Genomic DNA, 14707 nt, shown 5'->3' with positions numbered 1-14707 from the left:
CTCAACAAGCCGCAGTGACGGCATTCCAGCGGCGGTTTATCGCCATTTCATTTCGATTTGATTACGGCTTATAGCTAAAAGGTCGTTCCCAGCCAGAGCCCCTTTGGTTAGTAATTGACCACCCGCAGCGCGAAGGTGCGGGGCGGATGCCGGGACGCCGGCTCTGGCATCCAGGCCTGCAACGGGCCATGGACAATCTGCAAGTCAACCTACGAGGGCACTACCCTATGAGAAGACTCAAGCGTGATCCAATGGAACGAGCTTTCCAGCGTGGTTATCAGCACGGCATCGTGGGCAAATCGCGGGACCTCTGCCCCTTCACCCAGGACGCCGTCCGGCAGGCCTGGCTCAATGGCTGGCGTGAGGGCCGTAGCGACCAATGGGACGGCTACGTAGGCACCGCCGGTCTTCAACGCATGAATCAACTTCAAGCCGTAGGCTAATTCGATTTCACTAGCGGAAGCCCTGGGCTTCCACAGCGTTCTGGTTTCTTTCCAGTCAGATCCTCTCCCGGGATCAGGGACCCGGTCCCACGGGGGCTCCCAGCGAGCCCCCTCCCCTCAGGGGCGCGCCGCGGCGATCGCATCCACGGCTTCCCGGATCAACGCCGGTCCGCGATAGATGAAGCCGCTGTAGAGCTGCACCAGGCTGGCGCCCGCCGCGATCTTTTCCGCCGCATCTTCCCCGGACAGGATCCCACCCGCAGCGATGATCGGCAGCCGGCCACCCAGCTCAGCGGCCAGCACCCGTATCACATGGGTGCTCTTCTCCCGCACTGGAGCACCCGACAGGCCACCGGCCTCGGCGGCATAGGGCAGATTCTCCACCCCTTCCCGGCCCAGCGTGGTGTTGGTGGCGATGATGGCGTCCATCCCGGCATCGCGGATCGCCTGGGCGGTCAGCACGATCTCTTCATCGGTCAGGTCCGGGGCGATCTTGATGGCGATGGGCACCCGCCGGCCATGACGCACCGCCAGGTCTTCCTGACGCTGGCGCAGGGCTTCCAGCAGGCTCTTGAGCGCATCGCCGAATTGCAGGCTGCGCAGGCCGGGCGTGTTGGGCGAACTCACGTTCACCGTGACGTAGCTGGCGTGGGCATAGACCCGCTCCAGACCGATCAGGTAGTCGTCCACCGCCCGTTCCACCGGGGTACTGGCGTTCTTGCCGATGTTGATTCCCAGCACGCCCTGGAAGCGGGCAGCCTTGACCCGTTCGATCAGGGCATCCACGCCCGCATTGTTGAAACCCATGCGGTTGATGATGGCGTCGGCCTGCTCCAGGCGGAACAGCCGCGGCTTGGGATTGCCCGGCTGCGGCCGTGGCGTCACGGTACCGATCTCGATGAAGCCGAAGCCCAGGCCGGCAAAGCCGTCGATGGCGGCGCCGTTCTTGTCGAGTCCGGCGGCCAGGCCCACCGGATTGGGAAACTCCAGACCCATGACCTGCACCGGCAGCCGGCCCGGCCGCCGACCGAGGCCCGTCAGGCCCAGACGACCCGCGGCGCCGATCAGGTCCAATGCCAGATCATGCGATCCTTCGGGAGACATTTTGAAAAGCAGAGGACGGAGCGCGTCGTACATGGCGGACTCACAGGCAATTCGGAAAGCGCGCATTATACAGGCTTGCCACCCGCCATACGTCGCTCGCCGCGGACCCGAACGGTCACTCGCACAAAAGATCCTACCTTTCAGGAATCATTTGACGATAACGCGGTCTGTCCCACGCTAGAATCGGTCGTGCAGTTCCTATCCGCCCCGGAGACCTCATGAGCAACAGTGCCAACCTCCTGGGCAGCCCCTGGTCTTCACTGGCCTTGCATCTGCATCCCTCGCTGGCCAGCCGCCGCATCCAGCGTTGTCTGGAACGCCTGGCCGATGCCTTCCTCCCCCTGCCCGCACCCAGCGCCAGTCTTTGGTGGGATGAAGGCCACCCGCTGCATCTGCTCCTTGGCCTGCCACGCGCCGCTCTGTCCGGTCCGACCCAGGAAATCAAGAGCCGCGCCCATGCCCTGCTCAGCCAGCTGGTGATCGCCGATACCCAGCAGGTTGCCGCCCTGGACCTGCGCGCCATCGAAGGCCTCTGCCAGCGGCTGGGCGACAGCGCCCCTGACTCGGCGGTGCAGCTGGAAGAACTGGCCGCCCTGCCTGCGGCTCGCGAGCAGGTCCGGATCATCGGTTATCGGGATTTCCAGGCGGCGCTCTATCGCACCCTGCCGAATCTCTCTGCGGAGCAGCCCTTGCGCCTGCGCCAGGCCAATTGGCGGGGTACGCGGCTGTTCCTGGAAAACGAGGCGGCCACCACCCTCGCCTTTGCCAGCATCATCGCCTACGCCCGCATCCGTGGTATCGCCGTGGAAGTGCCGGCGCAGATCCAGTGCCTGAGCCTGGATCAGACGGCCATCGACCGCCTGCAGGAGGCCTTCGCGGTCTATGCCCTGCCCAATGCGGTCTGGAATCATCCGGACTTCGTCCAGGTGCTGCTGGGGCTGAAGCTCGACTATGCCCGCCTGCCGCTGCCCGCGCCTGGTCAGGATCTGGAGTGGTTGTTGCTACCCAATGAAGTGGCGAGCACCCGGGTCCTCGCCGAGATTCTCGAACGCCTGGGTGCCGCCGAGGTGATCGGCTATCTGCAGGCGTTCTAGGCTAGCCTCTCAGCAGGCAGCCACCGCAGGCGCGTGACGCTGCCCCGCCGCCAGGAACACCTCGAAGGCCAGGCGCTGACCGGCCAGCATCGCCGAGTGTAGCCGCGCATCGCTGCCCGCCTCGTCCAGTCGCTGCAGGAATCCCGGCCAGGCACCCGTGGGCGGCACATGCCCCAGATAGGCCCGGGCGTCGCGCACCGCTTCATCCGGACTCTCGCCGGCATGACGATCCAGCAGTCGCGAGCCCAAGCGAGAACCCTCCAGCACATAGGCCACCCCCCAGCATTCGCCTTCGTCGAGCAGGCGCTCGAGGACGACGGGTTCGGGCCTGTCGGCGGCCAGACGCTGCAGATCCTCCATCAGCACCCCGCGGCGGCGACGTTCCGCCCAGTCGGGCAACAGGCGCTGGATGCCGGAACGCTCCAGCAACTCCTCGAGGCCGATCAGGGCCTGGGCATGGGCCTGGAGAAAGGCGGTGTAATGGGGTCGCGTCTGCAACGCATAGCGGCCAAAGGTGGCATCGACCTGCTGGTGCAGGGCACCGCCCTCGGCCCGCAACATTTCACGGATGGTGGACACGCAAATACCTCGTAGTGACCTCGGTCTTCAGAGCGGCGAAGGCTGGGGCTTCTCGCCGCGCAGGGCGGCCTGCAGCCGTGCGGCCAGATCCGCCTCGCGAAAGGGCTTGGGCACGATGAATGACTGTTCGGGGTCGAGTTCGCCCAGTTCGGCGTAGCCGGTGATGAAGACCACCGGCAACTGCGGCAACCGCTTGCGCACCTGGCGAGCCAGCTCGGCACCATTCATGCCGGGCATGGCGAAATCGGCCAGCAGCAGATCGATCTGCGGGTCGCGCTCCAGGGCGCTCAGGGCGGCGAAGCCGTTGCTGGCCTCCACCACCTGATAGCCGAGATCCGCCAGCAGCGCGGCGGTCACGTTGCGCACCGCATGATCATCGTCGACCAGCAGGATACGGCGCTCGGCGGCTTGCTCGTCACGACCCGGGGTCGGTAACCCGACCGGATCCACGGCATCTTCCGCCTCGGTACGCGGCAGATAGACCAGCACCGTGGTACCGCTGCCCATCTGCGTCTCGATGCGCACGCCACCGCCGGACTGCTTGGCGAAGCCGAACACCTGGGCCAGGCCCAGACCGGAGCCCTTGCCCACCTCCTTGGTGGTGAAGAAGGGCTCGAAGGCCTTGGCCAGCACCTCTTCGCTCATGCCGGTGCCGGAATCCTGCACCGCCAGCAGCACGTACTCGCCCGGCTCGGGTTCTTCCGGACGCTGGGGTGGCTCACTGATGGTCTGGTTGGAGGTGCTCAGCCGCAGGGTGCCGCCGACCGCCATGGCATCCCGGGCATTGATCGCCAGATTGAGGATGATGAGTTCGATCTGGGTCGGGTCGACTAGGGCGTGCCAGCAATCGGCGCGCAGGTGGGTCTCGATCCAGACGCTGCCACCCATGGTGCTGCGCAGCAGTTCGAGCATGCCTTCGACGGTTTCGTTGAGCTTGACCGGCTTGGGCGCCAGACGCTGACGGCGGGAGAAGGCCAGCAGCTGGGCGGTGAGCTTGGCGCCCCGCTCGCCCGCTTCGCGGATGTTCTGCACCCGCCCCTGGGTCTTGTCACTCGCTTCGAGGCGCGTCAGATCCCGCTCGAGGAAGCTGGCACTGCTGAGCACCACGGTGAGCAGGTTGTTGAAGTCATGGGCCACGCCGGCGGTGAGCTGCCCCACGGCCTCCAGGCGCTGCATCTGCTGCAGGGTGTCTTCCACCCGCTCGCGCTCGTCGATCTGCTCGCGCAACTGTCGATTCGCCGCGGCGAGCTCCTCCATTGCCAGGACTTCGGAGGAGATGTCCCGTCCGGAGCAATAGGTCATGCCGGCATCCGGCACCGCCGTCCAGGAAATCCAGCGATAGCTGCCGTCGCGGTGGCGGATACGATTGACGAAGCGCTGACTGGTCGCACCGGTGGCCAGCTGCTTGAGTTCGTTGTCGGTGATGAAGCGCTCGTCGGGATGTACCAGCGCCAGCAGCGAGGAATCGAGCAGCTCCATCCGCGACCAGCCCAGATTTTCTTCCCAGGCCGGGTTGAGCGCCACCAGGGTACCGTCGGGCTTGCACACCAGCAGCAGATCGCGGGTGAGATCCCAGGTCCGATCGCGCTCACGGGTACGCTCCTCGACGCGCTCGCCGAGACTGACGTTGAGTCGTTCGAGTTTCTCCGCGGCGTCGCGCTGCTGGGTGATGTCGAGCATCACGCCGAGGAAGCGGGTGCAGACGCCGGCATCGAAGAAGGGTTGCCCGCGGGTCTCGACCCAGCGCTGGGCGCCATCGTCGAGGCGAATGCGGTATTCGCTGCGGTAGTCATCGTCGCGCTCGTCGGCGCCCGCCTGGCGGACCGTGTCGAGAAAGCGTTCGAGGCCATCGCTGCCGCACAGGCGAGCGAACACCCCGAGATCGACCACCGCATCGGCCGGCAGGCCGAACATGGCCTTGCAGCGCTCATCCCAGACCAGCGTACGGCTGGCCGGCAGGTACTCCCACATGCCCAGCCGGGAGGCGTCCATAGCCAGGCGGGACCTGACTTCCAGGCTGTGCAGGGCCTCTTCGGCGCGGCGCCGTTCGCGGCGCTCGTGCACCACCAGCAGTGCCCGCTCGACCGCCTTGGCCAAGAGCTCCATGCTCTGCTTGAGCACATAGTCGTTGGCGCCCAGGCGCATCATCTCCACCGCGTGCACTTCACCAAAGATGCCCGAGACGAAGATGAAGGGGGTTTCCGGCGTCAGCGCCCGCGCCACGCGCAGGGCCTCGGCACCGGAAAAGCCCGGCAGGATGATGTCGGAAAGGATGATGTCGTAGGTCTGCTGGCTCAGCGCCAGGGTCAGACCGGTACGTTCATAGACGATCTTGGATTGCAGCTCGAAGCCGTGCCTTTCCAGCTCGATCAGGATCAGCTCGGCATCGAGCTTGCTGTCCTCTACCAGCAGGATCTTGATCTGTTTCGAGAGAGGCATAAACGGACGTCGGCCTTGGATCTGTTCGCTCAGTGGAGCTGGGTCGCGCATATCTGCCGGTCGCGGGTGACTGGATAAGGATGCACTGATCTTCACTCGTTAGCGACCAGTGCGTCTGACGACGCGGCGCGATCCCGGCGGCGGCTCATTGAGCACGGCCCAGAATACGCCGAGATCGCTGATCGCGGCGACGAAATCGCGAAACTCGACCGGCTTGACCACATAGGCGTTCACGCCCAGCTCGTAGGCCTTCTCCAGGTCGGGCTCTTCCCGCGACGACGTCAGCATGACCACGGGGACGCTGCACAGCTCCGGGGTCTTGCGCACCAGCTCCAGCACCTCGAGGCCATCGACCTTGGGCAGCTTGAGATCCAGCAGCATCACGGCGGGATTGCCCGGTTCGCGCTCGGCATAGGGCTCGCGGCGCAGCAGGTAACTGACCGCCTCGGCGCCGTCGCGCAGGACCACGACATCGTTGGCCAGCTGGCTGCGCTCCAGAGCCACCAGGGTGAGCTCCAGATCGTGCGGATTGTCTTCGACCAGCACAATGGGTTTGAGCATGAACAGAACTACCTTTTGTGTACCGGGGACGGTCGTTGCTTGGGAAGGGCGAAATAGAAGGTAGCGCCCTCGCCGATGGCACCCTCGGCCCAGACCCGACCGTCATGACGCTCGATGATGCGTCTGACGCTGGCCAGACCGATGCCGACCCCTTCGAATTCATCGGCATGGTGCAGGCGCTGGAAGACGCCGAACAGCTTGCCCACGTAATCCATATTGAAACCCACACCGTTGTCCCGGACAAAGATGATGTCCTCGGAATCACTCGGCAAGGTGCCGATCTCGATCACCGCCGGTTCTTCGTAGCGACTGTATTTGATGGCATTGGCCAGCAGGTTGCGCAAGGCGAGATGGACGAAGGCGGCATCGGCGATGACGACAGGCAGGGGCCCGATGTGCCACTCCACCTGCCGCTCGGCATAGTCCGGGGCCATCTCTTCGCGAATGGCTTCCACCAGGGCGGTCAGATTGACGTCGGAATAGCGGATCGCCGCGCGCCCCATCTGCGAAAAGCTCAGCAGGTTGTCGACCAGGCTGCCGGCGAAGCGCGCCGACGACCCGATGTTTTCCAGGAAGCGCCGCCCCCGGTCCGACAGCTTGCCGCCTTCGATGTCGCCCAGCAGCTCGGCATAGCCGGCGATGTGGCGCAGCGGCGCACGCAGGTCGTGGGACACGCTGTAGGAGAAGGCCGCCAGTTCCTTGTTGCTGCGTTGCAGCTCCTCGGCCAGCTCGGCCATCTCCTCGGCCTTGCGCAGGACGATCCCGCGCACCGCATTGCGCAATTCGATGGCGCTTTCCAGCTCGAGCGGCGACCAGGGTAGCGACAGTCCGCGGACCGTCTCCTGCCAGAGCACGAAACTCTGCCGGGGCGACAGGCGTCCGTCGCTGCCTTCCTGCTTGGCTGGCCGCCCGGCCCAGTTGACCACCTGCACCAGCTCGCTGCGGAACCAGATCAGGTAATGGGAATGCAATTCGGAGATGGGTACGGCAAGCACCCCGGCCGCATACTGGGCCAGCTGCGGCAGCGCGGCGATGTCCTTGGCCAGGTTGTCGGTGACGTAGTGATCCTTGACGTTGACCGACAACCACTCGACCAGGCTATCCACCACGTCGCGCGGCGGCGCCTGACCGATCAGCTCGGTGCCGTCGGAGGAGATGATGGCAGCGCCCTGTGCCCGGGCGAAATCCAGATAGACCTGGGGCAATTCCAGCAGCCCCTGGCAGACGCTGTCGCGGTCGGCCATGGTCGAGAGCATCTGCACCATGGCTTGACGCAGCGCCAGCCGACGATCGGATTCCGCGTGGGTCTCGGCAGCATCGATCTGCAGCGACAGCACCCGACCGAACAGCTCGCAGGCGGTCCGCGTCTGGAAGGATACCCGCTGCGGCTGGCGGTCGTGACAGAGCACCAGACCCCAGAGGCGGCCGCCGACCACGATGGACACCGACATGGACGCCAGGGTGCCCATGTTTCTCATGTACTGCAGGTGCACCGGCGATACGCTGCGCAGCTGCGCGAAGCTGAGGTCGAGCGGCTGGCCGGTCAGCGGATTGGTCTGCGGCTGCAGCGGCGACGGCTGGTAGTAGGCATTGCCGATCACCCGGATGCGGTTGGCCAGGTACAGGCGGCGGGCCTGGGCCGGGATGTCCGAGGCGGGAAATCTCAGCCCCAGATAGCTGGGTACGCCGGGATCGCACTCCTCGGCCAGCACCTGTCCGTGACCTTCTTCGTCGAAGCGATAGATCATGGTGTGGTCGAAGCCGGAGATGCGCTTGGCTTCGCGCACCGCGAGCGTGGCGATGGCATCCACGGTTCCGGCCTGGTGCAGTTGCTCGATGAACACCCGCACCATGGGATAGAGGGTATTGAGGCCGAGCCGGCTGTCCACCGGCGCCTCGAATTCGACGATCAGCACCCCACCGAAGCGATGCATGAACAGCGCGAAGGTCTGCTGCTGCGGCCCCAGGGTGACGTCGCCCTGATAGATGGGATTCTGTTCTTCCTGGGTCAGGGCCCCGAGCATGGCCGGCAGATCGCGCTCCGGCAGCAATTCGCCAAGCGTGCGACCCAGTACCTCCTCCACGGCGACGCCAAGGTACTCGCGCACGTTGGCGCTGGCCTGGACGATGCGCAGATCCGGCTCTTCCACGGCGAACAGGAAGCCATGTTCCTGGATACTGCCGGGAATGTGGATCGGCTCATTGGCACAATCGGCCAGAGCGTCGGGCTGCGTCTTGGAAGGTGACTCGAGCGCCAAACCGGGAACCTCGTGTGATCGGGAAGAAGCGCAGGGAAAGCGGTGCGCCGAAACGGAAACAAAGGTCATCCAGACTATCAGACCCGGGGCGGGAGGCGAAGCGAAACGGCCTGCAGCCCGGACACCGGCAGCAAGGCCGACAGCACTCGAGGGACAACCTGGAATCTTCGCCACCGGCGTCCGGTCGGAACTGGTTTGACCCCAGGATCCTGCCCATGTCCCTGCGCCTCGCCCTCCCCCTGGCCGCCCTGCTGCTGAGTCCGCTCACCCAGGCGGCGCCCGTCTATGGCGAACGTCTCGAAGGCTTCGCCTACGACTACCCGGTCAAGACCTTCAGCTTCGACTCCCAGCGACAGCCTCTGGAAATGGCCTATCTCGACGTCGCGCCGAGCGGAACACCCAACGGGCGGACCCTGGTCCTGCTGCACGGCAAGAACTTCTGCGCCGGTACCTGGGCGCAAAGCATCCAGGTGCTGAGCGCTGCCGGCTATCGGATCGTGGCTCCGGACCAGATCGGCTTCTGCAAGTCGAGCAAACCGGCGCACTATCAATACAGCTTCCAGCAACTGGCCGCCAACACCCGCGCCCTGCTCGACCACCTGGGCATCGCCCGGGCGACCCTGATCGGCCATTCGACCGGCGGCATGCTGGCGACACGCTACGCCCTCCTCTATCCCGAGGCCACCGAGCAGCTGGTATTGGTCAATCCCATCGGCCTGGAAGACTGGAAGGCGCTGGGCGTGCCCTATCGCAGCGTCGACCAGTGGTATGCCCGGGAGCTCAAGACCTCGGCCGCCGCCATCCGCGACTATGAGCGCAGCACCTATTACGCCGGCCAATGGTCCCCCACCTACGATCGCTGGGTGGAAATGCTCGCGGGTCTCAACGAAGGACCGGGTAAGGAGCGGGTGGCGTGGAACTCCGCCCTGATCTACGACATGATCTACAGCCAGCCGGTGGTCTACGAATTCGACCGGCTGCACATGCCCACCCTGCTGCTGATCGGCCAGCGCGATACCACCGCCATCGGCAAGGATGCGGCGCCGGCCGCCCTCAAGGCGCAGCTGGGTCACTATCCCGAACTGGGCAAGGCGGCGGCCCGGCGCATTCCCCAGGCGACCCTGGTGGAATTCGACGACCTGGGCCATGCGCCGCAGATGCAGGCGCCGGAACGCTTCCACCAGGCGCTGCTGCAAGGGCTGAACGCCCTCCAGCCACCCTCGACCCAATCGAAACCCTGACCCTATTCCAGGAGTGAAAAAAAGGCGGCGCACCCGAGGGTACGCCGCCTTGGTCTTGGGCTGTCGGATCAGCGCACCCGCGAAATACCTTCGCGGGCGCGCTTCTGCCTCAGACGCTGCTGCTGGCCAGATCCGCCAGCTCACGAGTGGCGACGCTGTACATCGCATAGTCCTGACCGCTGGCATTGCGCAGATCCACCAGCAGACCACGCCAGCGCTCCACCGCCGCCCGATGCCGTTCCAGCCACAGCGAAAGCCGGGCCTCCGGATCGTTGGGTGCTCCGCTCAGATTGAGCATGGCGATGGTGATGGTGCGCTGCTGCAGATCCACCTCGTCGCGGAAGGCCTCGCGCGCCAGGGCCTGCCAGGCATTGGCGACCGGCAACTGGTTGAGCTGCTGCTGATACCAGGCCAGATCCAGCACATCACCCGCGGCGAACCAGGTGGCCGCCACCTCCAGCGGATCCTGGACGGTGACCTCCGCGGCCTGGATCACCGGCAACAAGGTATAGATGTGGTTGGTCCCGGCGACGACCCGTGCCAACAGTTCAGGCACGCCCGCCTCGGTATAGGCGCGGAAGCGCTCTTCCCAGTCCTGGCGCGGTTCGCCCTGCAGCAGCTCGTCCAGCCGTACGCCCAGCGCGGCGATGCGCGGCCCGAAGAAGGCCGCCACGGCGCCCGCGTCCAGGCCACTGCGATGGCTGCGCAGGAACCAGCGGGTTGCCCGCCGTCCCAGGCGCATCAGCTCGCTCATCAGGCGCAACTGCAATTCGGCCGGCACCTGGTGATCCAGGGCCTCCACCTGACGCCACCAGTGCGGCAGGTGCAGCACATCGCGCATCACCACATAGGCGCGGGCGACATCGGCCGCGCTCATGCCGGTGGATTCGCACAGGCGCTGCACGAAGGTGATGCCCATGTGGTTGATCAGGTCATTGGCGATCTGGTTGGCGACGATCTCGCGCTTGAGACGGTGGCGCGCCATCGCCTCGGGGAATTGCTCGGTCAGGCGTTGCGGGAAGGCGCCCTGCATGTCCCGGGCGAGATATTCGTCGTCCGGCATCGTGGACGCCAGCAACTGTTCCTTGAGGTCGATCTTGCTGTAGGAGATCAGCACCGACAGCTCGGAACGGGTCAACCCCTGCCCCTTGGCGGCGCGCTCGGCGAGCACCTCGTCGCTGGGCAGGAATTCCAGGGTGCGATCCAGCTTGCCGCGGCCTTCGAGATCCACGATCAGCCGCTGGTATTCGGCCAGGTGGGTCCGCGCGCGATATTCCGCCAGGGACAGGGCACCGGTCTGCATGTAGTTGTTGGCGACCACCAGCTCGCCGACCTCGTCGGTCATCTCGCCCATCAGCGTATTGCGCTGCTTGACGGTCATGTCGCCGGCGGAGACCACGTCGCCCAGCAGGATCTTGATGTTGACCTCGTGGTCGGAGCAGTCCACGCCGCCGGCGTTGTCGATGAAGTCAGTGTTGCAGGCGCCGCCGTGCAGGCCGAATTCCACCCGTGCCAGCTGGCTCATGCCCAGGTTGCCACCCTCGCCGATCACCTTGGCGCGCAGGTCGCAGCCGTCCACGCGCAGACCGTCGTTGGCCTTGTCGCCGATATCGGCGTGGGTTTCGAAGCTGGCCTTCACGTAGGTGCCGATGCCGCCGTTCCAGATCAGATCGACCGGCGCCTTGAGCAGGGCATTGATCAGCTCGTTGGGCGTCAGGTGATCGGCCTGCAGATCGAAGCGCGCCTTCATCTCGGGGCTGATGGCGATGCGCTTGGCGCTGCGCGGGAAGATGCCACCGCCCTGGGAGATCAGGCTGGCGTCATAGTCGGTCCAGCTCGAACGTGGCAGGTTGAACAGCCGCTCGCGCTCGACATAGCTGCGCTCGGCGTCCGGATTGGGATCGATGAAGATGTGCAGGTGGTTGAAGGCCGCCACCAGCTCCAGGCTGCGCGAACGCAGCAGACCGTTGCCGAAGACGTCGCCGGCCATGTCGCCGATGCCCACCACGGTGACCGGATCGGTCTGCACATCGATGCCGCGCTCACGGAAGTGGCGCTGCACGCTGACCCAGGCGCCCCGCGAGGTGATGCCCATCTTCTTGTGGTCATAGCCCGCCGAGCCACCGGAGGCGAAGGCATCGTCGAGCCAGAAACCGTAGTCCTGGGCGATGCCATTGGCGATGTCGGAGAAGGTCGCGGTGCCCTTGTCGGCCGCCACCACCAGGTAGGGATCGTCGCCGTCGTAGCGCACCACCGCAGCCGGCGGGACAACCTCGCCATCCTTGAGGTTGTCGGTGATGTCCAGCAGGCCGCTGATGAAGATGCGGTAGCAGGCGATGGCCTCGGCCTGGATGTCGTCACGGGAGCCACCGGTGGGCAGACGCCGCGGCACGAAGCCGCCCTTGGCACCCACGGGGACGATCACCGAGTTCTTGACCTGCTGCGCCTTGACCAGGCCCAGCACCTCGGTGCGGTAGTCTTCCTCGCGATCCGACCAGCGCAGGCCGCCGCGGGCGACGTTGCCGAATCTCAGGTGCACCCCTTCCACGCGCGGGCTGTAGACGAAGATCTCGTAGCGCGGCACCGGGCGCGGCAGCTCGGGAATGGCCTTGGGATCGAGCTTGAAGCTGAAGTAGGCCTTGGGCTTGCCCGCGGCGTCGGTCTGGAACACGTTGGTTCTCAGGGTCGCCTTGATCAGGTCCAGGTAGCGCCGCAGGATGCGGTCTTCGTTGAGCACCGCGACGTCGTCAAGGGCGCTGAGGATGGCCTGCTCCAGACGCTGCTGCTTGTCGTCCAGGTCCTCGCTGGTCATGCGCCGCGCCAGGTAGAACTTCATGCGGAACAGCCGCACCAGCTCCCGGGCGATGTCGACGTGGGCATTGAGGGTGGCGGCGATATAGCCGATGTCGAAGCCGATGCGGATCTGCTTGAGATAGCGCGCATAGGCCCGCAGCACCGCGACGTCCCGCCAGGGCAGGCCGGCGGTCAGTACCAGGCGGTTGAAGCTGTCGTTTTCCGCCTGGCCGTCCACCACCTGGACGAAGGCGTCCTGGAAGGTGTCGTTGAGTTGCTGCAGATCCAGCTCCAGGCCGGCCACGGTGGTGAAGGCGAAATCGTGGATCCAGTAGCGGCGGCCATTGCGATGGCGCAGCTCATAGGGGAATTCGCCCAGCACGCGCAGGCCGAGATTTTCCAGGATCGGCAGGACGTCCGACAGCGCCAGGGGCGTATCGGCGTGGTAGAGCTTGCAGTGCAGGATGTTGTCGCCGGTCTGGGTCAGCGGCTGGTAGAAGCCCATGGCCAGGCGGCGATCATCCTTCAGGGCCAGCAGGTGACGCATGTCCACCACGGCCAGGTGCGGTGCGAAGCGCTCGCGGTAGCCGGCCGGGAAGCCCAACGGATAGTCGGCCAGGATGGAGGTACCCTGGGCCTCGCCGAAGCTGTCCACCATCAGGCTGGCGAAGTCGTCCTTCCAGCTGCGGCAGGCCTGCACCATCTCCTGCTCCAGGCGCGCCGGATCGACGTCCTGCGGCTGCAGCGGATCGACGCGCAGGATGAACTGCACCCGTGCCAGCACGGACTCGGAGAAGAAGGTCCAGAATTCGCAATCGGTGCCGTGCAGGCGATCCATGAGGATCTGCTGCATGCGCTGGCGCACTTCGGTGGAGTAGATGTCGCGCGGCACATAGGCCAGGCAATAGAAGAACTGGCCATAGGGATCGCGGCGCAGGAAGACGCGGACCTTGCTGCGCTCCTGGATCTGCACGATGGCCATGGCAGTGCTGAAGAGATCGTCCACCGGGGTCTGGAACAGATCGTCCCGCGGCAGGCCTTCGAGGACCTGGGCCAGCTCCTTGCCGAGGTGGGCGCTGCTATCGAAGTCGGCGCGGCGACGCACCTCGTCGACCTTGCGGCGGATATAGGGAATCTCCCGCACGCTGTCGTTGTAGACGCTGGAGGTATAGAGGCCCATGAAGCGGTGCTCGCGCACCACCCGGCCGCTGGCATCCACCTCGCGCAGGGAAACGAAATCGGGATAGGCCGGGCGATGCACCCGGCTCGGGTCGGCCGCCTTGGCGAAGGACAGCAGCACCGGCTCGCGCAGATAGCGCAGCGGATCACCGGACAGCGTGATCTCGGCGGTCTCGGGCCGGCCACGCAAACGGCGCGACAGCCCCAGCAGGGACTCGGGCACATAGCGCTGAATCGCCGTCTCGCCATCGCCTTCGACGGTGAACTCCTCGTAGCCGAGGAAGGTGAATCTGTCGTTGCGCAGCCAGTCGAGGAAGGCCTTCACCTCGGCCAGTTCACCCTCCTCCACACCGGCCGGACGCCGATCCAGCCAGGTCAGCAGATCGGCGACCTTGGCCTTCATGGCCGCGAAGTCACCGACGGTCAGCCGGACCTCGCCGAGGATCTCCTGCAGCGCCGCCTCCAGGGTGCGCAATTCGGTGGTGGCCGCGCAACGGTCGATCTCGAGGAACATCAGGGCCTCGCGGGTGACCCCTTCGCCCTGCTGGCCCTTGGGCAGCAGCTCGAGCAGGCGACCCTGGGCATCCCGGCGCACGCTGAGGACACTGTTCTGCAAGGTATGGACGCTGTAGCCCTGGCGATTGAGCTCCATCCGTACCGAATCCACCAGGAAGGGGGAGTCGGCGTGCAACACCTCGACCACGGTGTGGCTCGATTGCCAGCCGTGTCGCTCGTAATCCGGATTGAAGACCTGTACCCGCGGCTCCGCCGGATCGAAGACGTCCAGCAAGCGCCAGGCCGACAGCACGCAGCCGACCAGATCGGACAGCCGACGCTGGGTGAGTTCTTCCAGCGGGACGATGCCGAAGAACTGGGCGGTGAAGCGATCCAGTTGTTCGAGGGTATCCCCTTCGACATGGGCCGCGAGGGCATTCTTGAGTTGTTGTTGGAAATCCGCTTGGCTGGCAGCGGTGAAAAACGCCATAACCGTACTCCGTCCTGAAGGTGCTGTGGGC

Annotated in this window: 9 protein-coding genes; 3 read left to right on the top strand and 6 right to left on the bottom strand. The window is 65.5% G+C overall.

Translation table 11 applies throughout. The features are described 5' to 3' along the window. The first annotated feature begins 227 nt into the window (after positions 1–227). Entirely contained in the window at positions 228–443 is a 216-nt protein-coding gene (rmf, locus tag PVZ77_RS14330) for a ribosome modulation factor (protein WP_007159291.1), read from the top strand. A gap of 117 nt (positions 444–560) precedes the next feature. Here the strand turns inward: rmf and PVZ77_RS14325 are convergent, their stop codons facing one another. Continuing rightward, complete coding sequence (locus PVZ77_RS14325) at positions 561–1580, bottom strand: quinone-dependent dihydroorotate dehydrogenase (protein WP_273809089.1); 1020 nt, start codon at positions 1578–1580, stop codon at positions 561–563. Between the two features lie 185 nt (positions 1581–1765). On the opposite strand from PVZ77_RS14325, the gene PVZ77_RS14320 reads away from it, so the two are divergent. Next, the gene (locus PVZ77_RS14320) at positions 1766–2641 is read left to right on the top strand and encodes a hypothetical protein (protein ID WP_273809088.1); all 876 of its coding nucleotides are present in this window, start codon (positions 1766–1768) and stop codon (positions 2639–2641) included. Positions 2642–2650: 9 nt separating this feature from the next. On the opposite strand, the gene PVZ77_RS14315 is transcribed toward PVZ77_RS14320, so the two are convergent. The 4 genes from PVZ77_RS14315 to PVZ77_RS14300 all read right to left on the bottom strand — a co-directional run bounded on the left by PVZ77_RS14315 (position 2651) and on the right by PVZ77_RS14300 (position 8478). Then, positions 2651–3220, bottom strand: a complete 570-nt coding sequence (locus tag PVZ77_RS14315) for a biliverdin-producing heme oxygenase (protein WP_273809087.1) — start codon at positions 3218–3220, stop codon at positions 2651–2653. A gap of 27 nt (positions 3221–3247) precedes the next feature. Continuing rightward, on the bottom strand, positions 3248–5659 hold the full coding sequence (locus PVZ77_RS14310) for a response regulator (protein ID WP_273809086.1): 2412 nt from the start codon (positions 5657–5659) through the stop codon (positions 3248–3250). A gap of 99 nt (positions 5660–5758) precedes the next feature. Then, positions 5759–6220 carry a response regulator gene (locus PVZ77_RS14305; RefSeq protein WP_273809085.1) on the bottom strand — a complete coding sequence of 154 codons (462 nt, stop codon included), beginning with the start codon at positions 6218–6220 and terminating at the stop codon, positions 5759–5761. A gap of 8 nt (positions 6221–6228) precedes the next feature. Continuing rightward, positions 6229–8478, bottom strand: a complete 2250-nt coding sequence (locus PVZ77_RS14300; protein ID WP_273809084.1) for an ATP-binding protein — start codon at positions 8476–8478, stop codon at positions 6229–6231. Between the two features lie 215 nt (positions 8479–8693). Between PVZ77_RS14300 and PVZ77_RS14295 the strand changes: the two genes are divergently transcribed. Further along, positions 8694–9719 (top strand): alpha/beta fold hydrolase, encoded by a 1026-nt coding sequence (locus PVZ77_RS14295; protein WP_273809083.1) that lies wholly within the window; start codon positions 8694–8696, stop codon positions 9717–9719. Between the two features lie 109 nt (positions 9720–9828). On the opposite strand, the gene PVZ77_RS14290 is transcribed toward PVZ77_RS14295, so the two are convergent. Next, positions 9829–14676 carry an NAD-glutamate dehydrogenase gene (locus tag PVZ77_RS14290; protein WP_273809082.1) on the bottom strand — a complete coding sequence of 1616 codons (4848 nt, stop codon included), beginning with the start codon at positions 14674–14676 and terminating at the stop codon, positions 9829–9831. Positions 14677–14707 lie beyond the last annotated feature (31 nt).

It is taken from the genome of Pseudomonas sp. SHLD1 (genome assembly GCF_028640935.1).
Lineage (GTDB): Bacteria > Pseudomonadota > Gammaproteobacteria > Pseudomonadales > Pseudomonadaceae > Chryseomonas > Chryseomonas aestiva.
The sequence above is the reverse complement of the archived record's forward strand: the minus strand, read 5'-3'. Positions and strand labels throughout refer to the sequence as shown.

What these genes read in the sequence shown, in the direction of transcription:
- PVZ77_RS14305 (WP_273809085.1), bottom strand. Translation starts at nt 6,220, where the DNA reads ATGCTCAAACCCATTGTGCTGGTCGAAGACAATCCGCACGATCTGGAG.
- PVZ77_RS14295 (WP_273809083.1), top strand. Translation starts at nt 8,694, where the DNA reads ATGTCCCTGCGCCTCGCCCTCCCCCTGGCCGCCCTGCTGCTGAGTCCG.
- rmf (WP_007159291.1), top strand. Translation starts at nt 228, where the DNA reads ATGAGAAGACTCAAGCGTGATCCAATGGAACGAGCTTTCCAGCGTGGT.
- PVZ77_RS14320 (WP_273809088.1), top strand. Translation starts at nt 1,766, where the DNA reads ATGAGCAACAGTGCCAACCTCCTGGGCAGCCCCTGGTCTTCACTGGCC.
- PVZ77_RS14310 (WP_273809086.1), bottom strand. Translation starts at nt 5,659, where the DNA reads ATGCCTCTCTCGAAACAGATCAAGATCCTGCTGGTAGAGGACAGCAAG.
- PVZ77_RS14290 (WP_273809082.1), bottom strand. Translation starts at nt 14,676, where the DNA reads ATGGCGTTTTTCACCGCTGCCAGCCAAGCGGATTTCCAACAACAACTC.
- PVZ77_RS14325 (WP_273809089.1), bottom strand. Translation starts at nt 1,580, where the DNA reads ATGTACGACGCGCTCCGTCCTCTGCTTTTCAAAATGTCTCCCGAAGGA.